Source organism: Reticulibacter mediterranei, assembly GCF_016587455.1.
Genome location: NZ_BNJK01000001.1, coordinates 6,099,506 through 6,121,718 on the forward strand (window position 1 = coordinate 6,099,506; position 22,213 = coordinate 6,121,718).

The following is a 22,213-nucleotide window of genomic DNA, read 5'->3' on the forward strand; positions in this document are numbered from 1 at the left end:
GTTTGCTTGTCAACACAACGACGGTATGAGCGGCCTACGAAGAAGCGCTGTACAAGACAGTAATATGAATAGCGGTGATATCCTGCGGGATCGTCGCCGTATTGGTGCCTAGAGGACTGCTGATGTCGAGGGAAACAGCGCTGACTCCTGGTTGCTGCGTCAAGAATGCCGTTGCTTGCTGCTTGCTCATGCCTGCAATCTGCTCTTTGAGGGTTTGTAAGCGTCCCTGGAATTGATAGGCAAAAGCAGCTTGTCCCTTAACCTGTAAGGTCAGTTTGGTTCCCTGGCTCCTGCTCTGCGTGACGCTCACGTGTGGATCGCCTGTGATGGCGTACCCGTCGCCGAGTTGGGTTCGGGCTTGCTGTTCCAGGTCGTGTGTGACCTGTGCTTCTACTGCCTGGGTCTGATACGCTCCATCTCGACAGGCTGCTGTGAGCGTGATATGGACCTGGGTTGCCTCTTCTCCGACCTTGTGGTCTGTGACCGTCTTCATCTGGCACACAGGGGGTACAGCCGCTTCTCCTGGCTGTAGTTGCGCTTGAAAGGTTGCGTTGATGCTGTGGGTCATCGACGCTTGTAAGGCGCTGATCGCGTGGTCTAGATCACTCTGTGTGACCATTGAGTAATGCCTTGCGTTCTGCCCTCCGCTAAAGGGTCCATTGCTCACAAACACATTCGCTCGACAACACGCGCCGTAGATGTCGCCTGCTGCAATATTGCCTTGTGGCCCTGCCTGGACGCTGTGAGCGCTCACGCTGGCGCGTCCATTGGTGGCAAGGTTGCCTGCCGGGATCACGGCGTCTTGCTCGGTCACGACCTGGATACCGTCGCCTCCGGTCAGGAACGTTCCTGCTGGCACTGTCTGTACAGCAGGAAGGGCATTGTAAAACGTGATGGTCCCTCTGGCCGCTCTCGTCTCCTGCTCTCCGGTGCCGGTGGTCTGCTCGGTGTGAGCCTGGGTCAGGGTGAAGGATGCGAGCGCTCGTCCTGGGATGGTGACAGTCGTTGTACTGCTCACGGTCTTGATTGCTGGTATCAGGGTAATGGTTGCTACTGGTTGCAACAGCGGCGGGATCAGCAGGAACACAAGCATGCTGAGACTCACGAGGAGCAAGATACCTCCCGTCCAGAGCAACCTGTGCCGCTTGGGGGCTGTGGCATCCTTGTTCTCGGCTTGCTGCTCGACGCGCGTCGGTGTGGCTAGCTCCTGTCCTTGTGCGTGGTCTTCGGGTTGTGGCTGTTCCATAGTCGGCATCTCGACGGGAGGGCGTGATGGTGCCTGCTCTTGCTGGCTTTGCTGAACGATGTTCAAGGCTTCGTTGATCGCTCGTTGGGTTTCTTCATCCATTGGGGGTGTCTCCTGACTGCTGGTTCAAGGTCAGACGGGTAGAACGAATCATCTTAATAGCATGCGGGGGCAGTTGTGAGCAAGGATAACAGAGGGCTTGCTCTCCTTGCTCGGTCGTGAGGGTATGCCCGGAGAAATGAGCCGGACAGGTGGGCCGTCCACACGCTGCGCAATCCTCGCCCGTTGGAGCATTACAGAGGACGAGATAGCCACTATTGGGAATACGCACTAAGTGCATACAATCCTCTTCGTCTCCTGGGAACTGCTGTTCCACGATGAGAACCACATGATGCGTATCTGTGGGATCAAGAAGGGTGCTATAGGCGTTCATATCGCTTTCTTTCTGAGGAGAAGAGGGAAGGTTCATGCTTCCCTCTCCAAGAGACTACAGGGCGTTTTTAAAGCGATGACCATCGTTGTAGAGGATAAATTTGTTGTCACTACACGTGACCACCATATCAGGCTTGTGGTCGCCGTTCACGTCTTCAAACGAGATGGTGACGGGGGCTTGATCTGCCTCTTTGCCGCTGAGTTGTGCCACGAGATAGAGGTGTAGATCATCCTTGCCTGGCGTCCCGGTGGGGATCTCCACCACTTCGATCAAGCCGTGATTATTCATGGCAAGAAAGCGGGTACTTGGTGCCTGGGTGGTGCCGTGTCCAACAGTGGCCTCTACTTGAGAGAGACGGGGGAAACCGTACTGCACCTGATTCATTCCGCTCGTCCATAAAGGGGGAACAACCAGGGCAAGCGTGATCCCTACAACAATTGATCCCCCGACAATCATGATGTGTGGCAAACGCGCCCGTCTGGGTGCTGGCTTCTTGTTCCCCTGATACCGTCGCACCGATGATGGGGGACGAGGTGTTTCATACGCACGCTCTAGCTCCTCCTCTTCCTCCTCAAGAGGGGGATTGGTCATAGGAACAGACTGCCGCTGTACTCCATAGCTGCCGGTTGTGCGCGGGGTATCCTCTGGATGAATACCCGCATAATGCCCGGCGCGGTGGCGTGAGGCTTCCGGCTCCTGCGTGGTACGTGGGGCAACGGTGGCATGGCTGCGGGCTGGAACCCGGTTGTAGACATGCTGTGCTTTCTGCTCTCGTAGCACGGTGCGGCGTCGCTCTTGGGTCATAGGGGAACCACTCCTCTCTGCTGGTGGGTCGGACACTCAAGCGTGTAGGCATGTGCGACCTGGGGAAACCGTAGCCCGTTTGCCTGCAAGCATCCAGGGCAATAGATCACCACGCCACAGGTCAAACACACCTGTTCACCAGGGCGAAAGGTGGGCGTGGTGCTATGGCGTCCCTGCTGGCAATCACGGCGGGCTTGGGCTGCGGCTGCGGCGCGTCGTTGGGCGGCGGTCAGGGCTGGCTTACGAACGCGCATGACTTCCCCCCTGTGGATCGTTCAACAAACGAGCCGCCGACTCAAGCCGCATGTTTCCTTGTGCAATCAGGGTCAAGAGGGCTTGGGTCAGTGTACGGTGTCGCTGGCACAGACACAAGGGGTCAGAACAAAAAGGCTGGTGCATGCTATGCACAAACAGAAGAGGCACGCCATCTTGAGGTGTGCGCGTGTCCGTTGGCTGAAAGGGAGTCAACGAGGAATGGTTATTGTGTTCAGGAAACAAGGTACTGACTCGTACACTCATATTCGCTGCCTTTCTCTCTGCTGCACTCCCTTGCATTGTGCAAGGGATGCGATACAATGGTGATACCAAATCACCATTTGGGGCTACCTGGAAATGCTGGATGCTTGGTCGGCTGTAGCATTTCCAGGGCTGCACTACAAAGACAGTACTACAGATTACCTAATAACCTCCTTTCCATTCAAAGCAATCTTACTAACAACAACTATCGATAACTAACAGTATAAGTATCAACAACTAACATGTCAAGCCTTTCAACTACCATTAATTAACGTTTGCTACTATACCTGACACATGCTAAAATAATCAGCAAAGCGTGATTAGGAGATTAGAATGGCGAAAGGAAAATGGGTAACTTCAGACGAAGGCGTCAAGCTCTATAATGAGGCGGGATTATCAGAAAACACATTTTTCAGACATGTGAGAGAAAAGAAGATCGAAAAATATTTGCCAGACCAGCGACAGAGGGGAGCGCTATATAATCTCGACGATATTAAAAAGCATACCAGTTACCAGAGCAAAAAAACAAAGCAACGTCTCACGGCACTGCAAAGCATCAACGAAGTAGAGAGCAAGACAGATTGGTTCAAAGAAGCTGATCTTCCCTATCTATTAGCACTCGACTATGAAATGTACGGTATCGAGGAATCATTAGATCTCTCTATATCTCATGGATGGTGGGCAAAAAATGCCTTTATATGCCGTATACTCTACAATATAAGAGATAGAAAAGATATTTGGGGATATATAACGATGATTCCAATGGAAGAGGAAATAATATTTAAGCTTCTGCGACGCGAGATGCATGAACGAGATATTAGACCAGAGCATATATTAACCTATGAGCAAGGAAAAGAATATTTTATCTATGCAGCATCAGCGGTGCTAAGGCCAGAACATAGAAGTCATCTAAGAGGTCTGCTTAAAAGTATACTTAACTACTGGTGTGAGCAATATCCGAAGGTTAAACTATCAAAAATTTACGCTTATGCAGATAGCAAGGAAGGCTGGTTTCTTATAAAACATTTATTCTTCTCACCACGGTATGATATAGATAAAAAAGCGTTTGAACTAGATTTACAACAAATAAACCCTTCAAAAATGATAACATCTTTTCAAGATTGTTTGAGAGAAAAAGAGGCTTTGCAAGAATAAATCCATATAAACAGCTAATGATTTCCTCAAGCTCTAGCCTCGCTCTTCCGCTGCTTTGTTGAGATAAGCGCTAGCCTTAAAAATCCGCTTTGCGGTTCCTTCCGCACAGATCATCATGGGTGCCGGGTTTCCCATGATGATCTGTGCGGGGGTGGAGTTGGGGCAACGCTACGGCGTTCATCAAGCATCCCCGTCTGCAGCGGTTGAGGCAAAGGTCGGAGTGCTAGATCGTTGGGGTTGCGGCGTCCCGCAGGGTGGCGTACGACCTTGATACGATGGGCTACGCTTGGAGAGACGAGACGAGCGAGGGTACGGATACGTCATCAATGCAGAACCCCCGCTCGTCTCGGCACGCAATGCCTAGCCCGTCGTGTCAAGGTGGAGACGCCAAGTCGCTTTGTTGTATTGTTCGGGCATCTATTTTCCCTCTCCTATGAACTCTACATAAAGCCTATGTATCCATTTTTCCAGATACATAGGCTTTATGTAGAAACAAGTGGCTTGTCATGTTGCTTGCTTATGTGCGTACATACCAAATATGTAAAATTGGGGTGCCCTTTATCTTGCTTACCCCACAAGCGGGTCAAACCGTTGGGGGAGCACGCATGTTCAGGGTTGGTTAAAGAGGTACAGGGGATAACTGTTGAAGTGCCGATTCCGTTGGATTTGGGCGACAGAGGTTGAGGTGTGCTCGCTCTCTGTTCGGAGGATTGTTCGCTCTGCTCGCTTTTGCTCGTTCATTGTTTACACTTTCGGGGTAGAATGCCTGTGGCGAACGACGCTAGGAAGAGTAGATATGAGGGGAGCAGATAGGGAAGGTGATGACGTTCAGGGTTTGCTAAAACGTTCGGGGCGAACGCTGGCACGACTCACACCGGACGTTCCTGGTGTTTGGGGTTGTTCGCTTTTCTCTCCTAGGTGTTCGCCCATTCGAGGTCTGGTGTTCGCGGCGAACAGTGTGAGCATCTTCTTTGGGGAACTGATCGAAACAAAAGCGCTTTATGCTCCCCACACCTTGATCGTGTGATCCCCGCTCCCACTGACCAGGGTCTGCCCATCTGGACTGATCGCTACACTGTAAACAGTGTCTGTGTGGCCGGTGAGGGTGCGCAGTTCTTGGCCCGTCGACAGGTTCCACACCTTGATCGTGTGATCCCCGCTCCCGCTGACCAGAGTTTGTCCATCTGGACTAATTGCTACACTCTCAATAGTGTCAGTATGACTAGTGAGAGTGCGCAGTTTTTGACCGGTCGACAGGTTCCACACCTTGATCGTGTTATCATGGCTCCCACTGACCAGAGTCTGTCCATCTGGACTAATTGCTACACTCTCAATAGCACGTGTATGGCCGGTGAGGGTGCGCAGTTCTTGGCCCGTCGACAGGTTCCACACCTTGATCGTGTGATCCCAACTTCCACTGACCAGGGTCTGCCCATCTGGACTAATTGCTACACTCTCAATAGTGTCAGTATGACTAGTGAGAGTGCGCAGTTTTTGACCGGTCGACAGGTTCCATACCTTGATTGTGTCATCCCAACTTCCACTGACCAGGGTCTGCCCATCTGGACTAATTGCTACACTCTCAATAGCATGTGTATGGTCGGCGAGGGTGCGCAGTTTTTGGCCGGTTGACAGGTTCCATACCTTGATCGTATCACCCGCGCTCCCACTGACCAGAGTCTGTCCATCTGGACTAATCGCTATACAGTAAACTGGGCTTGTATGGTCGGTGAGGGTGCGCAGTTCTTGGCCGGTTGACAGGTTCCATACCTTGATCGTGTTATCATAGCTCCCACTGACTAGGGTTTGTCCATCTGGATTAATCGCTACACTTATAATTGTGCTTCTATGGCTGGTGAGGGTGCGAAGTACTGTCAGGTTTCCGATCTGAAGGCGAGCCGTCCATCGCTCGATCACGTCGTGGATTCCTGTGGTGACATCATAGAATGCTACATCGAGGTCATGCCAGGTTGTTACAGGTTTGCCGTTGGTTGGGAGAGCTTGTAGTTTGCCAAGTGGCTCTCCATGCCAGTAGATGGGACGAAGGATGATGGGAATGACGGTGGCCTCTCCGTTCTTATGTCGCTCAAGTGCGCGTTTCATTTCGATGCCATAGCAGTAATCGGAGTCCATAAAATCTGGGCTGACCAGCAGCAGGATGATGTGCGCGGCGTTCATGTGGTCCTTGATCTGCTGTTCCCATTCTGCTCCGGGGCGAATCTCGCCATCATCCCAGACTTCAATGAGGCCCTGCCGTTGGAAGGGTCTGAAGTGGGCCTTGAGTTCGGCAAGCAGCGTTTTGTCTTTTCGCGCATAGCAGAAAAAGATGGCAACGGGCATGGATTTGTATCCTGCGATATATTTCCAATTAAGAGATTGGGAACGAGTCGTGATCGAATTGCCGTTATTATAGCTGCATGAAGCTCTGCTGACAAGTAGGCGTACCTAAAAGCACTGAAAGAACGATGATCTTATCTTGCTTGCCCCACCAGCGGGTTAAACCGTTGGGGAATAGCTCCCGTTCGGGTGTGCTGAAATGTTCGGGAGTTCTGTGGGCAAAAGAAACCAGGGAGCAATGTTTGTACTCCCCGGTATTGGATGCCCTCATTATGGTAAAATCAAGCTGCTGAAATAATCTCCTTAATAGAGCGAAGAATAAGGAGAATCTCTTGAAGATCACCCCTTGAGCCAAAATTGGGTGATGGTTGTGACGACCTCAGGTATGAATGGGAGCGCGAGGACCGCCTCGCCCGGCTGAATGCTCACGAGGCGGATACCCAGATGCGCGACATAGGGCGAGGTCGGGAGAAACTGACGCATGATGTCCTCGCCTGACAGTGGCATACTGCTATTTTTGTCTAACACAATAGCCTCCTCTTTGAGTGTTGCTTAGAGAAATCAATTGTATAAGTCTATTGTGTCTAAAAAGTAGCTGCTCTGTCCATAGCTGGCCTTGAGCGTCAGATCTGTTGTTCCCCTATTGCGGTGCGTATGGTGGATAGGGGGACGACGGATCTTGCGGGTAGGTGGGAGGGACAGGTGGTGGTGCATAGCCGGGCACAGGCGGCATCCCGGGCATCGTGCGTCTCTGATCCAATTCATATTCAATGGGCCATTTGGCGAAAGCCAGAATGCATAGCAGAACCAGCAGCCCGACCCCTGGAATCAGCCCGATCAGGCTCATCGCGCCACTTTGACCTGTTTTGGCGAAAATGCGCCAGAACAGAAAGATCTGGAACGCAATAATTGCAATGATGAAAAGACAATAGAGTGCAGTGAATATAAGCGCACCCGCTGCCGAACCGCTACTACTCATCTATGAGTTCCTCATTTCAGTGGTGATGCAGAAGAAGCCCGTGCTTTCGCTTTAGCCTCTAATGATTGGTCAGTGTATGTCTGTTTACTCGTCTTCTATTCTAGATAACGAACAACTGCGAGATTATGAACAGGACAACAAAATAGTATACACTATGTTCTGCACCGCTAATGAGGATGCATTCTTCACGAGGTTATACCAACGCGGCGTACAGCTCATCTCGACTTTTCTTCCCGTAATATTATTATGTCTCTATCTCTCTATTATACTCGGTAAGCGAAACAAGCATATATGAATTGGAAAGGATGTGTCCGACTGTATAGAAGGTACACGGAGAAATATGGGGAGATGTGACAGATCTTCTCTAAACAGAGTAGACAAGCACGAGTGAAAAGCTGTTTTGTGTATTTGATACAGCCTATATAGGCGGGGACATGATACGAGTGCTGAACTTACTCGTTGTAATAGATTAGTGCGAGCGCACGGGGGAAATAATTTTGCAGTGGATTGTGAGATGAATTTTTTTGAGTTGGAGTAACTATTTTCGGGCCACGAGAAAGGAACTTATTCATTTATGAAATGGTATCCCTATGGACACGATTTCGGAAACGCGGAGATGGGAGGGGTGACTGTTGTCAATGCAAGAAATGTCTCTTTGAGCATTCCAACCGCTTTTGCCAAAGCCGATATCAATGCAATGCAAAATCTTGGCATTCGTATGGACCAGTCGGACGTGCATATCATTCAATTTTCTGGTGAAGAACTGGCCTACTCCGTTGGTGATCTGGCACTGCAACAATCGGTCGAGGTGTATCATGGGCGCGGCGATATTCAGCGTTACTCGAGTCGCTACAGCTTACGCGGTCTGCTAACGATTGCAGGAACCCTTATCCCTGACCCCGAGTTTGGCCTGTATGTCGTTACTGGACTACCTGCCGAAACGTATATCAAAAACATGCCGCTACGTAACAACATTAAAACGGCGCTGGATGGCACGCATGTATTCACACTGGATAACGGGAAGACGTGGCGGACCGCAACAATCGAAGTGGCAACTGTTGTCATGGAGGGTGCGGGCGCTTTGATTGCGTATGGCGACAAGAACGCCAGTAAAACGACTGAGAGTGCCGTGATCGATGTTGGTGGTCGTACAACCGACCTGTATGTCGCGCGAGGGCAAATTCCTGTCACCGAATATTGTAAGGGCAAACCGTTGGGCGTGGAGACTGCTACACAGCTGCTCATGGATACCTTCGAGGCCAAGTATGATCGTCCGCTTTCTCTGCTCGAAGCGCGTGAAGTGATGCATGCTTATGCTTCAAATGGTGAGCGCAATTTTCCCGATATCTCTGTGTACGGCAAAACCATCAGTGCGCTTGAACTGGGCCGACTGGCGCGCGAGGCCGTCAATCAGGTAGGTGGCGAGATTGCATCGTTTGTGGCGATGGCGTGGCGTCAGAGCGACCGTGACGCGGTGGCAGCCAGCTTCAAGCCGGTTCTGAATATCGGTGGTGGCGTCTACTATTTCTATCGCGTGTTGAAGCAGCGCATTCCACACCTTACGCGTCCCGATGAACCTATTCATGCGAACGCGCTAGGCTATTGCAGCCTGGCTGGTCGCCTGCTGATCCGCAAATTCCAGGCCAGTAGTACCAGCAAAGCGTGATGTCTATTCCCTATCCGCATGCAGATGTGCTATTCTCGTAGTTAGCGCACACATCTGCATGCCAGGAAAGTATTAGAGGAAAAGAGGCCATATGTCACAGCATTCTGAAAAGTATCTGCATTTTAACGTGGGCCTGCTCAAGGAATCATTCGCCCTGCAAGCGCTCTGGCAGGATGCGTTAAAGTATCATATGATTGACCAGCCCGGTAAACTTATTGCTCTGCGCCTCACCGAATATTATGAGTTGGTGGCGCGAGGCATGTTGCCCCAGGGGACGAGCGCGCCTTTCTCGGCAGCCCCAACCATCAGCACACATGGGGTCAGGGAAGATACCCATCCTCGGCCGGCAATCAACAACAACGGGAATCATCGTCAGTCTGAAGATGAGCAGCTGCTATCTGCCTCCCAGGAGGCGGATCACAATGCTGAGGAAGCCGCCGATTACTGGTCAGTTCTCTAATGTCCCGGGTTGTTTGAGCAAAAAAAGCGGGAGTCACTCCACTATTGCGGAGTGACTCCTTTATGCAAACCTCATCCCCTCGTGGCGACAATTTCTTGTGGTTGTTGCGGTAAAAATTCGATTTATGTGTCTTGCTCGCGTAACCACAAGGCATTGTCTATGGCGACGACTGCAAGGGATTGTCGCTACAACAACATCATACGCGTACGAATAAACAAGAAAAAATTCTATGCATGAGCGCAGATAAACGACTATGCATCTCCATCCTCTCCATTCTGGCCGATCCCCTGGACGTTGCTGGTGCCGCACGACTGGCAGCGTCGCACCTCCCACGAGGTGAGCGGGCCATTGACACTCATCTTTATATGCCGTATAAGATCAGGCTCTAAAGGAAGAGGGGTCTGGCACTGTGTACACAGAAGCTGTTGATACTCAATTCCAGAACCGGGATTTCGATACTCTTCCTGCATAATTGATACTCCTTATCGTTATTTGTCAGGAACCTCTGTCAGGAGTACGAAGGATTGTATTCCTATAGTAAAGTGTAAAAGGTTAACCGGGTAAATAACAATGGTAGTTCTACCCAATAAATGAAAGTGTAATCTGTACGCTTTCGCCTCAGATTTGCGCCGCCGAGCCGTAGTATTGGACATCCTCGCGGAAGCCGCCGTGACCTTTGCCAATTTTACTGTAGTCTTCGATCAGTTCGATGGAGCGCAAGTATTTGACCATCTTATAGCCAAGCTCGGTTTCAACGCGGAGGCGTAGTGGAGCACCATGTTCGATGGGGAGCGGTTCGCCGTTCATCTCATAGGCCAGTATCGTTTGGGGATGGCGTGCCGTCTCCATATCGAGTATCTCATAGAATGGCTTATTTTGCATGTCTGGCGGCGTGTCGGGATAGGATTGTTTGCCTACCTGATACGAGGTGAAGACGACATACTGAGCTTCCGGTTTGACGCCGCACAGATCCAGCACTTCAGAGACACAGACTCCTCCCCATTCTGCAATCCCGGACCAGCCCTGAATGCAATTATGTCTGGTGATCTGCTGCTGTTCGGGAAGCTCGCGGAGATCTTCCCGCGAGAGGCAGAGCGGCGTACTGACCAGCCCCTTGACCTCCAATCGCCAATCGGTAAAGCCATGATTTGCCAACTCCAGAAACTCGCTTGAGACGGGTGGGCGGCCATTGACCCAGAAGTAGGGCGAGATGTCTTTGGAGGTGAAGCGCTGAACAGAGGTTATTTTGTGCAGGAGAGTATGCACGACGCGGTCAACTACCGACCCTAACGCATGCTGCATTTTTCTACGATGACACAGCGTGTACCATGAAGCCCAGATATAGACGAGAGCGACAACGATCAGTGCGGCAACCGCGATCAGCACCGCCTCGGTGACGCTGCCCTGCTCGCTGCCGAAAACGATATTGCGAATGTTGTCCTGAAAATAGACGATCAGCACGAGGAGCGTGTGGATAATGATAAAAGCGATAAAAGCCAGCAGACTCAGGAAGTGCAGGCTTCGTCCCGCCTGTCGTCCACCAAAGAGCTTGACGTACCAGGGAAAGCGCGCCTCGACCGCCGGGGACATGGTGGCTCCGGTCAGCAGCATAAACGGGGCAAGTAGAAAGACAATGCCCGCATAGGCCAGTTGTTGCAGAGGATCATAGGGCTGAAAATCGCTTTTGGGTGGCAGGTGAAAAGTGATGTAGGTTAGAAAGGTGTGCCAGGCATTTGGAATAATTGACCAGGAAGTCGGGATCAGGCGGCTCCATTCGCCTGTTGCGAAGAGCAGCACGACATAAATAAGGCCGTTGAGTATCCAGAAGATCACCACAAAGAAGTGCCAGAGGCGACCCATGCCCAGATTGTCCTTCCCTGGTTGAGCGATCAGAGGCGTGACTGGTACCTCCTCGTCCATTGAGGTCCACAGTTTCCCTTCAGGAATTTTTTTATGCGTAAATTTGAGCCATTCGCTTCCAGGTTTGCAGCCATCGTTGAAGTACAGGCGAGGATGTGCCGCGAGTATTTGAATACCGCTCCGCATCAACAACCCAATAAAGAGTAAATTAATGTAATGGGTTACGCGTAACCAGACAGGGAATCCTACTGTGGCAAACGTAACGTGTAGATCTATCATCTCGCACATCTCCCTTGTGCATCCGTTTGTGGAGCTTCTGTCGTTAACCGATGTATCGTACATGCAATGACACGCTTTGAAATGATAAGAAGTTTCGTTGTGCTGCTGCGTTTATTTATAGTAGGATGATAGGCCATTGCTTGACATTGCATAGCCTGTATCGTCATAATCCAGTTGAAAGCAAATGTTTCTAGTGTCGCGATATGTAAGGAGGCAAGAGAAGCGTAGATGAAACAGGATAATGGAGCAGCGCTTTTTGGCGCAGGCGATCCACGCGGCGCGGCCATTGGCGTCATCGAGGCCGCGCCGGAGGACGATCGACAGAGCATTCTGACCGCGATTCTGACGCAGGAGAAGCTGAAGCGCAAACAGACAGTCGTTGTGTTGCCGGAGCAGAGCGAGGCTTTTCATAGTCCCCTCGACTTCAAGGAATTTGCGAGCGCCTTGCAGGATCTTCAGACAGAGCTTGTTTTTGTGCTGCCTGCCAACTCCAGCATCATACGTCAGGTGCGCCAGTCTCAGTATCAGGTGTTTCTCTCGCTGGAAAACTACGCTCAGTATGCCCGGCAGTTTCTTAATCCTCCTCCTCCCGACGAAGAAATCGCTACAGAGGCCGATAAAACACTTCCAACGGATCAGAACGCGCCCCCGCCTGTTCCGAGTGACGATGCCCCGACCACTCCGCTTGCCTCTCCAGTTGCTAATGAAGGGGATGAAGTACAGGAAGAAGCTAAGAAAGATGATGAAGAAGGGGAGGATGAGGAGATACCAGTTGTGCCTCAACTGGTATCTCCTGTACCATTGCGGGCTTCGCTCTTCAGGCATCCACCTCCACCTGTTCCTCAAGGAGTCGCTCCGCTGCCAGAACAGGATGCATCCGATAACGAACCTTCTGCGATACAACCTGTTCCCATAAATCCGCGTTCTCGCCGGGCAGGACGTATCTGGACGTTGCTTGCGCTGCTTTTGCTGGTGATCTTACTACTTGGAGGCGTTCTGGGCACAATAGGTGGCATCTTACCTGTGGCCGTGTTGTTTCCCAGTATTACCTCGGCGACGGTGACGATTACGCCTGACAGCCAGACGTTTCAACAGTCCTATCAGATAGAGGCAGTTACGACGCTGGCCAATCATGCGCAACGCCAGGTGCAGGCCCGCTTCCTCTCGATGACGACACCTCCGCGCACAAAGACCGTCGCCGCTACAGGAACCGGGAGCTATCCCGCGCAACATGCATTGGGCACGTTGACCTTTTATAACGCCCTCTCCGAAGAGCAGAAAGTGCCTGAAGGCACTGTTTTTACTGATGATAAGGGCGTTCAGGTGATCAGCGAGGAAGACGCACTCATTCCAGCAGCTCTGCCACCGGAGGAAGGGATAGTTACCATCCAGGCGCGTGCGTTATTGGCTGGAGCAAAAGGCAATACGTTCCAACTCACGGCACCGCGGCCCTGCTGCTTCTCTGGAATTAGCGTCAAAGGCAACGATGATTTTCACGGTGGGCGCGATGCCCGTAACTATACCTATGTGCAACAGAGCGATATCGAGGCCGCCACCAGCGCGTTGACGGCAACGGTGCTGAGTGCTGGACAAAATGCGTTAAAAGCACAGATGGCACCGGGCGAGCGCGTAGGGGGAGATCCTCAATGCCTGCCCGATGTTGCTTCCAATCATCCTGCTGGCGAGCAGGCCGCGAACGTTACCGTCACATTGCAAATCACCTGTACGAGCGAGGTCTATGATATTCAGACGGCGCAACAACTGGCTGAAAGTCTGTTTAAGGCCGATGTTGAGAAGCGTGTCGGCCCAGGGTATGCTCCGCTCGATCACGTTGCAACAACGGTTAATAGCGTCCAAAAGAAGGACGCTAGCGGCACATTGCAGTTGCAGATCACGGCTATGGGAGCATGGAGCTATCAGTTTCAAAACGAGCAGAAACAGACCTTTGCTCGCCTGATCGCGGGCCAGCAGGCTAATCAAGCGGTAGCAAAGCTACTGCAACAACGAGGAGTGCGCAAGGCGAAGATCGATCTTTCACTGGCATATAATAACATGCTGCCTGCCGATCCCCGGCGCATCGCGATCATCTGGCAATCGCTGCCGTGATACCAGATCAATATAAGCCCTGCAACCTGCGCACGTTGGGGAGCGTCGTTCTGTTTTTGACCTCTAGCGGAAATGGCTCACTGGTCTGAATATAGCGATAGACCTGTAGATACGTCTGTTCGCTCAAAAGGATAGCATTTTCGGTTGCGCCAGCTTGCAGGCGGGCGGCGATATTGATCGTATCGCCGATTGCGGTATAGTTTTGAATGCGCTCTTCCGAACCGATATTGCCAACGACGGCCACGCCAGTATTGACGCCGAAGCCAAAGGCGATGGGGATGCCCTGCGGATGAGCGCGCTGATAGGAGAGTACCTCCTGACGCATCTTCCAGACGGCGCGAATGGCATGAAGCGCGTGCCCTCGTTGGGGCAGCGGCGCGTTAAAAATCGCCATCACCTCGTCGCCCTTAAAGCCAGTAATCGTGCCTTCCTCTTCCCAGATCTTTTCCACCATCATTTCCATATAGATATTGATTAAATGCATGGCCTGCTCTGGCATGAGATGTTCGCAGAGGCGGGTATAGCCGCGAATATCGGCAAAAATGACAGTCACCTCTTTCAGCTCGCCTCCCAGCTTCACTGCTTTAGGATGCTGCATAAGCTGTTCAACTACACTGGGGTGAACGAAACGTTTGAAGAGGCGGCGCACCTCCTGTGCCTCATCCTCCTTACGTTTTTGAGCTGTATAATCATCGATAACCAGTGCCGTACCGATGTAGTCTCCCTGGGGATCGCGCAGGGCGGAGATGGTAATGTTGAGATAGATCTGTCCGTCGCGTCCGGGTATCGTGCAGACGATTTTGTGCGAGGCTGGCGGTGTTGCTTCATTGCGCTGTCGTGCGTTGTGGAGAAGTTCAATTAGCTCAACTTCTGGGCGCAAGCTGAAGCAATGCTGATAATGTTGTCCCACCGCTTGCAGCGGGTTCATTTTGAGAATAGTGGCAGCAGCCGCGTTAAATGTGGTGATGATTCCCGCCGCATTGGTGGTAATCACGCCATTGGCGATGGAGGCAAAGATATTATCCATATATTGTTTGCCTTCGTGTACCAGTTCGAAGAGACGCGCATTATCGATGGCGATTGCGGCCTGATGACAGAAGGCGACTAGCAGATCAAGCTGTCTGGGCTGAAAAGAGGCACCGGGCGAGAGCAGATCAACATAGACTGCACCGATACACTTCTCGCGCACAACCAGCGGCGTACACATCAGCGCGTAGATGCCGTAGCCCTGCATGCTAACCGTTGGATCAAACAGATCCGTGTCGGTCACGGCCCGGCGCGTCTTCACGACCTGATGAATGCTGCTCATGCTGATCTTAAAGGCATCTTTAGCGATGCTCTGGGCATGAGCGCTGCGCGCGATTTTAAACTCTAACTTATTCGTCTCGGGATGAACCAGCATCAAGAAGCCACGATCCGCCCTCATTACTTTGATGACGCGATCCATAACCAGCAGAAGCACCTCATCCAGATCGAGAGTCGAGTTCAGGGTGCGAGCAATTTCATACAAGGTCTCTAGTTCGTAGCGATTGAGATTGCCAGAGGAGGATGTCACCATTGATAGATCTCCTTCTACATGGATGAGCGTGGTTAAGGATATGCACTATACTATAGCATATTGAGTCATCATGCTCCAGAATGAAGATGTCTATATATCACTTTCATTGGCTTCTAATAATTTCGCTACGGGGTCGTTGCATTACCTGGTCGATCTGTGATATACTTTGTCTGATACAACAAACGATACAACATCGTAGTGAATTAAAGAAGAGATTGATTTGTGAGGAGGATTGGTATCATTGATGGCGACAATCGGACAGGATAGGCAGAGGGTTGGGCGTCCACGCAGTAAGCAGGCACAGGAAGCTATTCTTAGTGCCACGCTAGAAGTACTTGCCGAAGGGGGCTACACAGCGCTTGGCATTGAGCAGGTAGCAACACGAGCCGGTGTGGGCAAGACGACGATTTATCGCTGGTGGGCATCGAAGGAAGAGCTTGTGATTGATGCCATCAAGACGCTGCAAGCGGAGGCACCAATCACCGATACTGGCAGTTTTGATACCGATATCCTCACCATCACGCAGCATGGCATTCACCTCTGGAACACTCATCGCAGGCTGTTTTTACGGTTAATCGGAGAGGCGCATGAGCATACCGAGCTTTTTGATGTGTTTTATGCTCGCCTGATTGAACCTCGTCAACAGGTATTCGTTGAGATGGTCAGGCGCGCGCAGGAGCGGGGCGAACTCAGGCGGGATATCGATGCGCGGATCATGTTCAGGGTTATGGCTGGAGCACTCTGGTCCCACTTCCTGTTCTCCGGCCCTATACCTGTCTCTTCTCAGGAAGTGGAGCGTATTATGAATGCTCTTTTACAAGGATTTGCCTGTCGCTAATCTCTGTCCAGTTGCTTCTGGAATTAGTCTTTATTGTGGTGCAATGCAGGATGAAAGGATGAGATGATGACAGATCGTACGTTAGTAGATTTGACGACTCAGGAGTTCAGGCGTAACCCCTATCCACTGTTTGCGCAACTGCGTGCCGCCCAACCGCTCACCCGGTTTACTATGCCTGGCAATGCGACTGCCTGGATCGTGACGCGCTATGCCGATGCTCAGGAGATCCTGAAAGATACGACACACTTTGCCAAAGATATGCGTAAGGTCGCGCCATCCGCGTTTGTGGAGAGCATCTTTCAAGGAGAGGGAGGCGAAAGCTTACGATTATTAAGTCAGCACATGCTGGCGTCAGATCCACCTGACCACACGCGCTTGCGCAAACTCGTCTCTAAAGCATTTACGTTGCGTATTGTCGAACAACTGCGTCCTCGTATTCAACAGATTACCGATGAGCTGCTCGATGCAGTGCAGCCACAAGGACGAATGGAGCTAATCGGCGATTTTGCCTTTCCGCTGCCAATAACCGTCATCTCCGAGCTGCTCGGCATCCCTGTAGAGGATCGGCCCAAATTTCGCATCTGGACAAGCGCGCTATTCAACGTCTCCTCCAACCTGTTCGAGCAGACGAGGAGCGTTCCCGTTGAGGCACAGCTGTTTGCCGACTACCTGCGCAAACTCATCGCTTTGCGCCGTGAGCAGCCCACCGATGATATTATCGGGCATCTGGTGCAGGTCGAGGAAGAGGGCGACCGGCTCTCTGAGAATGAGCTGATCTCAATGATCTTTCTGTTGATTACCGCTGGCCACGAAACAACGGTCAATCTGATTGGCAATGGCACGCTGGTATTGCTGCAACATCCCGATCAGTGGCATCTGTTACAGCAGCATCCCGACTACATTGAGTCGGCAGTGGAAGAATTGTTGCGTGTGACGGGACCGGTGATGATGGCGACGCCGCGCTGGTGCTCTGAAGAGATGGAGTTGCACGGACAAACGCTTCACAAGGGCGATCTGGTGCTGGTGGCTCTGCTGTCGGCCGATGAAGACCCGGACCACTTTCCCGATCCTGAGAAGCTTGATATCACGCGTGAGGAGCGGCAACATCTGGCCTTTGGCAAGGGCATTCATGCCTGTATTGGTGCTCCTCTGGCCCGGTTGGAAGGCCAGATTGCTTTTAGTACGCTTGTGAGGCGCATGCCTGGTTTGCGGCTGGCAGCTGATCCCGACAAACTGGTCTGGCGTGGTTCCCTATTGTTGCGCGGCCTGGATGCGCTTCCGGTCACGTTTTAAGTGTAGCAAGTACATGATGAAGAGAGAGCCGTGTTTATTCGGCTCTCCCTTTCTTTGCTGGTTTCTTATCTCATATTGCACTGGCCGAGCAGACGCCATACGTCCGGTCCCGCAACGCCATCAACTTTGAGATGATGTCTGGCCTGAAAATTTTTCAGCGCAACCAGCGTCTCATTTCCAAGTACGCCATTCACACGCAGAACGCGATTCTGCGGTCCTCTGAAGCCCTGCTTATTCAGGGCGTTCTGAAGCTTCTTCACCGCGTCGCCTCGATTGTTCAAATGGACCGTCGCCGGGCAGACCAACCGCTGAGCAGGAGGCCGCTGTTGCTGAGTGGGGAGCTTCTGGGCTGTGGAGGTGCCAGGAACGGGACGTTGCGCCGCCAGAGTGGTAGTAGACGAGAATGCGAAGACTGCGAGAGCGCAGAACAACGCGATACTGAGCATGCTAACGATGCGGTATTTATGGAACATATTAAACTACCTGCTTTCTTTCTACATCAGAGGAACGAAAAGTCTGTTATCCCTATTCTGAGTGTGGCGTGAATATCTTCCCTAATATGTTAGCTAGCTTCATTTTCTCGCCATAATCAGTGTAGCTTATTTGTATAAAGAAGTGATGAAGAAGTTATCAGATTTCGATGGAGGTTTTCTTGATGGAAAAGAGGCTAGAAGTATAGCCAGCGGGCGAGAATCCTGCTATCATGCATGTTATGAGTAGAGCGATCTTCTTTCAAGGTGGCACGCTTGTTTTGCAAGACGTTCCCGAACAGGAGCAGTTGGCGGCCCCGTTTCAATGGATCAAAGGGCGCTGGCGTTGCGAGGGCTATCACTATCGCGCATTGCGGCCCATCCTCCATCAGCTGGCTATTCAGAATACAGTTCCGCGCTGGAAGTCGCTCAACTTCACGCTCCATGATGCTCGTGAGCCGCACGATTATCAAGTGGAAGCGTTGACGGCGTGGGATCAGGCAGGACAATGTGGCAGCATCATTTTGCCGACCGGCGCGGGTAAAACGTTCCTCGCTATTCAGGCAATCCATCGGGTGAACCGCTCCACAGTGGTTGTTGCGCCAACTATTGATCTGTTGCATCAATGGTACGCCCGGCTCGTGCATGCCTTCGGGACGGAGGTTGGCGTCTATTATGGCGGTGAGAAAAAGGTTTTGCCTCTGACCGTGACGACCTATCATTCGGCGGGCGATCTGATGTCCGATTACGGCAATATGTTTAAGCTGCTGATCTTTGATGAGGTGCATCATCTGCCCGCCCCCAGTTGGGGCGAGACGGCGCTGATGTCGCCAGCACCTTTGCGGCTGGGTCTGACGGCGACGTATCCTCAGGAGCACGAGCAGGGCAACGGTCGCTGGCATGTCGATGAGTTGATCGGCCCGATTGTGTATACGAAGCGGATGGAGGATCTCGTCGGGCTGCAACTGGCGCGCTATCGTACACAGCGGGTGCGCATTGACTTGACCGACGAAGAACGTGCGCGCTATGATAGCGATCATGCAATCTACATGGGCTTTGTGCGCACGCGACGCCTGCCGCAACGTCATGGGCCGGGCTGGTTGCTTGAGTTGATGCGGCTCTCCGCGTTTGATACCCAGGCCAGGCGCGCACTCCTGGCTCGTCAGCGCATGCAGCGTCTTCTGGCGCATGCGGAAGGCAAGTTCACGTTGTTAGAACATCTACTACAGGAGCATGTAACCGAACGAATCCTGGTCTTTACGGAGCATAATGCTGCTGCCTATGAGATTGCCCGGCGCTATCTCGTCCCCGTCATTACTCACGAAACCCCGGCTGCCGAGCGCAAACAGATCCTCGATGGCTTTCAATCCGGCATCTATCGCGTTATCGTGACCTCACGCGTCCTCAATGAAGGGGTCGATGTGCCAGAATCGAAGGTGGCTATTGTCCTTGGTGGTACGTCCGGCGCTCGTGAATATGTGCAACGGTTAGGTCGCGTTTTGCGGAAGGTTGAACATAAAGAGGCGATCCTGTACGAAGTGATTGCGCGCAAGACGATAGAGGAAGGCAAGGCCCAGCGGCGGCAGCGAGCAAGAAAGGCTCTCGCAGGCTAAAAGAGATCAAACATAGAGCGCGATCATCGATAATAACTCATCTATATCAAACGGTTTTGCCAGAAAATCTTCCGCTCCTGCCTGACGTGCCGTTTCCTCGGCACCTGGATGTGCTGAGAACATAATCACAGGTATATGCTTCGTCTCGTTCTGGCTTTTGAGATACCTCACGATATCCCGTCCATCTTTACCTGACAGCAGAACATCCAGTAAAATCAGGTCTGGCAATCCACTATTACGCAGCTGTTCAAGATACTCGCCCTTGTCGGAGGTCAAAATTGTATAGCCCTCTTCCTCTAAAATCACCTGGAGGAAGAGCAAAATATCCGGCTCATCGTCTACTACCAGTATTTTCTTCGACTGACGTTCCATTCTTTCTCTACCTTCTCCGCTTGGTTTGTGAAATTGCTCTCTATCTCATTATTCCTCTTCGTGAAGGAGGGGTAGGAGGACCGAAAACGTTGTTCCCATGCCCTTTTGACTGCTGACCCTGATCCGGCCGTGATGCCGCTCGACAATCTCTTTAGAGATGTGCAGGCCAATGCCAAGCCCTGGATACGTTTTTAGATCCGGCTCATTGATTTGGTAGAAGCGCTCAAAAATCTGTTCCTGATAGTCTGCTGCTATGCCAATACCAAAGTCTTGCACGCGTATGACGGCGCTGTTCCCTTCTTTCGTCACCTGTATGAGGACCTTGTTAGCCTTTGGAGAATACTTGATGGCATTGGTGAGCAGATTGATAAAGACCTGTCCTATGCGATCTCTATCACCCAGAATGCGCACATGCTGTTCGCGTGTGGAGACGTCCAGTATCAGGGCATGAGTTGATGTGGTGCCCTGCACGTTTTCGATAATTTCTTCAACCAGCTCATCCAGTTCAAACGGTTCTTCACGATATTCGAGGCGTCCAGCCTGAATTTTGGAGAGATCCAGTAGATCACTAATCAGCTTGGTGAGCTTGTTCAACTGGGTATCCATGCGAGCCAGGAAGCGCAAGGACTCTTCATCGCCGAGCCGTTGAAAGCGTCGGACCAGCAATTGGGTAAAGCCTTTGATGGAGGTGACGGGTGTTTTCAGTTCGTGGCTGGCCATCGAAATGAAATCGTCTTTGCGTTGTTCTATCTCTTTTTGCCTGCTAATATCGCGCGCAATTTTAGCTGCCCCAATAATATGGCCTTCCGCGTCTTTGACTGGAGAGATGCTCAGAGAGACATTGACGCGCGTGCCATTTTTTCTGACGCGCACCGTTTCAAAATGCTGAATGCGGATGCCCTGCCGCAGATTACGAATGATCGTATCTTCTTCCGAGCGCAATTCAGGGGGAATAATCATGATAATTGGTTGACCGATTGCCTCTTCAGCGCTATAGCCAAAGAGTTGTTCGGCGGCGTGATTCCAGCTTGTAATGATGCCTTCCAGCGTTTTACCGACGATGGCATCGTTGGATGATTCAACGATAGCTGCCAGCCGGTAGTGCTCTTCCTCGCGGCGTTTGAGCAGCTCTTCGGTCTCTTTGCGTTCGGCCAGCTCCTCCTGAGCCTCCTGATAGAGACGGGCGTTATCGAGGACGAGAGCGAGGCGACGCGCAATCTCGGTAGCAAAATCGAGATCATCCTGTGTGTAGTGTCGATGGGGTTGGACAGAAGAGAAGGTGATGGCTCCCATGGTTCGGCCACGAACTATCAGAGGCGCACCCATATAGGATTGTAGTCCGAGCGTATGAATGATCGGGAGAGCGGCGGGATTCTCCTGTCCAAGCGGGGTTAGCGTCTCTTCGGTGATGACCGAGATCAGTTCAGGCTGCCCGGTCTCCAATAATGTCTGTACGCCGTGTGTAGCGCTGATGCGACCCTGATACTGCTCGTAGAGGTCTTTCACCAGGGTAATTTTTTGCGGATCAATATGGCTGGCAACGATGGCCTTGATCTGGTGTTCGGCGTCGATCAGGACGATGCGGCAATAGTCCGCGAGATCTGGCACTATCAGATCGGCGACCTCTTGTAGGGTGATCTGGTGGTCAAGGGAGGAGATGTAGAGATCGCTAATCTGGCTCAACAGGTGCTGCCGCTCTTCGATCTGCTTGCGGTCGGTGATATCGTGAAAGTTTGTGACGATGGCCTGAATTTCTGGCTCTTGCAAAAGATTAGTGCTTGTTGATTCAACCCAGCGCCACGATCCATTTTTATGCAGTATCCTGAATTGTTGGGTCTCGCTCAGACCAGGTGTGGCGACGAGCTGCTGGAATGCCTCGGCAAGCGAGGGGATGTCATCGGGATGAATGAGCGTAAAGCCATTGAGCTGGATAAACTCTTCCGGGCTGTAGCCCAGGACGCGTTGAATGGAGGGGCTGGCATAGGAGTAGTTGCCGTTTTGATCTGATAAAAGGATTACATCGTTGCCATGCTCAATTAAGGCACGAAAATGCTGCCCATTGAACTGCAAGATACCCCGTGTGTGGTGGTTGATCGAGGTTGGCTGTAGGGCTTCCTGACTTTTTGATTGCTCAATGGTCATCGTTGTATCCTTCATAATAAAAGCAAAAACATGCAAACGTACCCTTAAATAATAGTCTCTTTCCTGGTGCTACTATAGCATTTTTC

Annotated in this window: 21 protein-coding genes; 7 read left to right on the forward strand and 14 right to left on the reverse strand. The window is 51.7% G+C overall.

The window, feature by feature from the left end; genetic code table 11:
- Positions 1-34: 34 nt before the first annotated feature.
- From K3T83_RS26380 to K3T83_RS26400, 5 genes are read right to left on the reverse strand one after another with little or no spacing between them, the layout of a single operon-like run.
- Entirely contained in the window at positions 35-1,348 is a 1,314-nt protein-coding gene (locus tag K3T83_RS26380) for a baseplate J/gp47 family protein (RefSeq protein WP_220205909.1), read from the reverse strand.
- The gene (locus K3T83_RS26385) at positions 1,341-1,679 is read right to left on the reverse strand and encodes a hypothetical protein (protein WP_220205910.1); all 339 of its coding nucleotides are present in this window, start codon (positions 1,677-1,679) and stop codon (positions 1,341-1,343) included. Before K3T83_RS26385 ends, K3T83_RS26380 begins: the two co-directional genes overlap by 8 nt.
- A 54-nt stretch (positions 1,680-1,733) precedes the next feature.
- On the reverse strand, positions 1,734-2,483 hold the full coding sequence (locus K3T83_RS26390; protein WP_220205911.1) for a hypothetical protein: 750 nt from the start codon (positions 2,481-2,483) through the stop codon (positions 1,734-1,736).
- Complete coding sequence (locus K3T83_RS26395; RefSeq protein WP_220205912.1) at positions 2,480-2,737, reverse strand: hypothetical protein; 258 nt, start codon at positions 2,735-2,737, stop codon at positions 2,480-2,482. The genes K3T83_RS26390 and K3T83_RS26395 overlap by 4 nt, the downstream gene beginning before the upstream one ends.
- Complete coding sequence (locus tag K3T83_RS26400) at positions 2,724-3,002, reverse strand: hypothetical protein (protein ID WP_220205913.1); 279 nt, start codon at positions 3,000-3,002, stop codon at positions 2,724-2,726. The genes K3T83_RS26395 and K3T83_RS26400 overlap by 14 nt, the downstream gene beginning before the upstream one ends.
- 330 nt (positions 3,003-3,332) lie before the next feature.
- Between K3T83_RS26400 and K3T83_RS26405 the strand changes: the two genes are divergently transcribed.
- Complete coding sequence (locus K3T83_RS26405; RefSeq protein ID WP_220205914.1) at positions 3,333-4,154, forward strand: hypothetical protein; 822 nt, start codon at positions 3,333-3,335, stop codon at positions 4,152-4,154.
- A gap of 999 nt (positions 4,155-5,153) precedes the next feature.
- On the opposite strand, the gene K3T83_RS26410 is transcribed toward K3T83_RS26405, so the two are convergent.
- The 3 genes from K3T83_RS26410 to K3T83_RS26420 form a co-directional block, all read right to left on the reverse strand.
- On the reverse strand, positions 5,154-6,494 hold the full coding sequence (locus tag K3T83_RS26410; protein WP_220205915.1) for a toll/interleukin-1 receptor domain-containing protein: 1,341 nt from the start codon (positions 6,492-6,494) through the stop codon (positions 5,154-5,156).
- 336 nt (positions 6,495-6,830) lie between these two features.
- Positions 6,831-7,019, reverse strand: coding sequence for a PaaI family thioesterase (locus K3T83_RS26415; protein ID WP_220205916.1), 189 nt, complete (start codon positions 7,017-7,019; stop codon positions 6,831-6,833).
- Positions 7,020-7,131: 112 nt separating this feature from the next.
- Positions 7,132-7,470 (reverse strand): hypothetical protein, encoded by a 339-nt coding sequence (locus K3T83_RS26420; RefSeq protein WP_220205917.1) that lies wholly within the window; start codon positions 7,468-7,470, stop codon positions 7,132-7,134.
- Positions 7,471-8,044: 574 nt separating this feature from the next.
- Here K3T83_RS26420 and K3T83_RS26425 point away from each other — a divergent pair.
- Positions 8,045-9,136, forward strand: a complete 1,092-nt coding sequence (locus K3T83_RS26425; protein WP_220205918.1) for a ParM/StbA family protein — start codon at positions 8,045-8,047, stop codon at positions 9,134-9,136.
- 91 nt (positions 9,137-9,227) lie between these two features.
- Positions 9,228-9,596: a hypothetical protein gene (locus K3T83_RS26430; RefSeq protein ID WP_220205919.1), complete on the forward strand. Its 369-nt coding sequence runs from the start codon at positions 9,228-9,230 to the stop codon at positions 9,594-9,596.
- Positions 9,597-9,847: 251 nt separating this feature from the next.
- On the opposite strand, the gene K3T83_RS26435 is transcribed toward K3T83_RS26430, so the two are convergent.
- Positions 9,848-10,066, reverse strand: a complete 219-nt coding sequence (locus tag K3T83_RS26435; protein ID WP_220205920.1) for a hypothetical protein — start codon at positions 10,064-10,066, stop codon at positions 9,848-9,850.
- A 148-nt stretch (positions 10,067-10,214) separates the two neighbouring features.
- Positions 10,215-11,735 carry a molybdopterin-dependent oxidoreductase gene (locus K3T83_RS26440; RefSeq protein ID WP_220205921.1) on the reverse strand — a complete coding sequence of 507 codons (1,521 nt, stop codon included), beginning with the start codon at positions 11,733-11,735 and terminating at the stop codon, positions 10,215-10,217.
- A 228-nt stretch (positions 11,736-11,963) separates the two neighbouring features.
- On the opposite strand from K3T83_RS26440, the gene K3T83_RS26445 reads away from it, so the two are divergent.
- The gene (locus tag K3T83_RS26445) at positions 11,964-13,841 is read left to right on the forward strand and encodes a baseplate J/gp47 family protein (RefSeq protein WP_220205922.1); all 1,878 of its coding nucleotides are present in this window, start codon (positions 11,964-11,966) and stop codon (positions 13,839-13,841) included.
- A 7-nt stretch (positions 13,842-13,848) separates the two neighbouring features.
- On the opposite strand, the gene K3T83_RS26450 is transcribed toward K3T83_RS26445, so the two are convergent.
- A complete protein-coding gene (locus K3T83_RS26450; protein ID WP_220205923.1) occupies positions 13,849-15,399 on the reverse strand; it encodes an adenylate/guanylate cyclase domain-containing protein in 1,551 nt (516 codons plus the stop codon).
- Between the two features lie 244 nt (positions 15,400-15,643).
- On the opposite strand from K3T83_RS26450, the gene K3T83_RS26455 reads away from it, so the two are divergent.
- Together K3T83_RS26455 and K3T83_RS26460 are read left to right on the forward strand one after the other, a co-directional pair.
- A complete protein-coding gene (locus K3T83_RS26455) occupies positions 15,644-16,237 on the forward strand; it encodes a TetR/AcrR family transcriptional regulator (protein ID WP_220205924.1) in 594 nt (197 codons plus the stop codon).
- Between the two features lie 63 nt (positions 16,238-16,300).
- A complete protein-coding gene (locus tag K3T83_RS26460; RefSeq protein WP_236064994.1) occupies positions 16,301-17,530 on the forward strand; it encodes a cytochrome P450 family protein in 1,230 nt (409 codons plus the stop codon).
- Between the two features lie 65 nt (positions 17,531-17,595).
- Here the strand turns inward: K3T83_RS26460 and K3T83_RS26465 are convergent, their stop codons facing one another.
- A complete protein-coding gene (locus K3T83_RS26465; protein WP_220205925.1) occupies positions 17,596-18,003 on the reverse strand; it encodes a peptidoglycan-binding domain-containing protein in 408 nt (135 codons plus the stop codon).
- A 230-nt stretch (positions 18,004-18,233) separates the two neighbouring features.
- On the opposite strand from K3T83_RS26465, the gene K3T83_RS26470 reads away from it, so the two are divergent.
- Positions 18,234-19,613 carry a DEAD/DEAH box helicase gene (locus K3T83_RS26470; RefSeq protein ID WP_220205926.1) on the forward strand — a complete coding sequence of 460 codons (1,380 nt, stop codon included), beginning with the start codon at positions 18,234-18,236 and terminating at the stop codon, positions 19,611-19,613.
- A 6-nt stretch (positions 19,614-19,619) separates the two neighbouring features.
- Here the strand turns inward: K3T83_RS26470 and K3T83_RS26475 are convergent, their stop codons facing one another.
- Together K3T83_RS26475 and K3T83_RS26480 are read right to left on the reverse strand one after the other, a co-directional pair.
- Positions 19,620-19,985 (reverse strand): response regulator, encoded by a 366-nt coding sequence (locus K3T83_RS26475; RefSeq protein WP_220205927.1) that lies wholly within the window; start codon positions 19,983-19,985, stop codon positions 19,620-19,622.
- Positions 19,986-20,033: 48 nt separating this feature from the next.
- Complete coding sequence (locus K3T83_RS26480) at positions 20,034-22,127, reverse strand: PAS domain S-box protein (RefSeq protein ID WP_220205928.1); 2,094 nt, start codon at positions 22,125-22,127, stop codon at positions 20,034-20,036.
- Between the last annotated feature and the right edge of the window lie 86 nt (positions 22,128-22,213).

Bases quoted from the DNA above. Each gene is read 5' to 3' on its own strand.
- K3T83_RS26380 (WP_220205909.1), bottom strand. From the start codon at position 1,348: ATGGATGAAGAAACCCAACGAGCGATCAACGAAGCCTTGAACATCGTT.
- K3T83_RS26385 (WP_220205910.1), bottom strand. From the start codon at position 1,679: ATGAACGCCTATAGCACCCTTCTTGATCCCACAGATACGCATCATGTG.
- K3T83_RS26390 (WP_220205911.1), bottom strand. From the start codon at position 2,483: ATGACCCAAGAGCGACGCCGCACCGTGCTACGAGAGCAGAAAGCACAG.
- K3T83_RS26395 (WP_220205912.1), bottom strand. From the start codon at position 2,737: ATGCGCGTTCGTAAGCCAGCCCTGACCGCCGCCCAACGACGCGCCGCA.
- K3T83_RS26400 (WP_220205913.1), bottom strand. From the start codon at position 3,002: ATGAGTGTACGAGTCAGTACCTTGTTTCCTGAACACAATAACCATTCC.
- K3T83_RS26405 (WP_220205914.1), top strand. From the start codon at position 3,333: ATGGCGAAAGGAAAATGGGTAACTTCAGACGAAGGCGTCAAGCTCTAT.
- K3T83_RS26410 (WP_220205915.1), bottom strand. From the start codon at position 6,494: ATGCCCGTTGCCATCTTTTTCTGCTATGCGCGAAAAGACAAAACGCTG.
- K3T83_RS26420 (WP_220205917.1), bottom strand. From the start codon at position 7,470: ATGAGTAGTAGCGGTTCGGCAGCGGGTGCGCTTATATTCACTGCACTC.
- K3T83_RS26425 (WP_220205918.1), top strand. From the start codon at position 8,045: ATGAAATGGTATCCCTATGGACACGATTTCGGAAACGCGGAGATGGGA.
- K3T83_RS26430 (WP_220205919.1), top strand. From the start codon at position 9,228: ATGTCACAGCATTCTGAAAAGTATCTGCATTTTAACGTGGGCCTGCTC.
- K3T83_RS26435 (WP_220205920.1), bottom strand. From the start codon at position 10,066: ATGCAGGAAGAGTATCGAAATCCCGGTTCTGGAATTGAGTATCAACAG.
- K3T83_RS26440 (WP_220205921.1), bottom strand. From the start codon at position 11,735: ATGATAGATCTACACGTTACGTTTGCCACAGTAGGATTCCCTGTCTGG.
- K3T83_RS26445 (WP_220205922.1), top strand. From the start codon at position 11,964: ATGAAACAGGATAATGGAGCAGCGCTTTTTGGCGCAGGCGATCCACGC.
- K3T83_RS26450 (WP_220205923.1), bottom strand. From the start codon at position 15,399: ATGGTGACATCCTCCTCTGGCAATCTCAATCGCTACGAACTAGAGACC.
- K3T83_RS26455 (WP_220205924.1), top strand. From the start codon at position 15,644: ATGGCGACAATCGGACAGGATAGGCAGAGGGTTGGGCGTCCACGCAGT.
- K3T83_RS26460 (WP_236064994.1), top strand. From the start codon at position 16,301: ATGATGACAGATCGTACGTTAGTAGATTTGACGACTCAGGAGTTCAGG.
- K3T83_RS26465 (WP_220205925.1), bottom strand. From the start codon at position 18,003: ATGTTCCATAAATACCGCATCGTTAGCATGCTCAGTATCGCGTTGTTC.
- K3T83_RS26470 (WP_220205926.1), top strand. From the start codon at position 18,234: ATGCATGTTATGAGTAGAGCGATCTTCTTTCAAGGTGGCACGCTTGTT.
- K3T83_RS26475 (WP_220205927.1), bottom strand. From the start codon at position 19,985: ATGGAACGTCAGTCGAAGAAAATACTGGTAGTAGACGATGAGCCGGAT.
- K3T83_RS26480 (WP_220205928.1), bottom strand. From the start codon at position 22,127: ATGACCATTGAGCAATCAAAAAGTCAGGAAGCCCTACAGCCAACCTCG.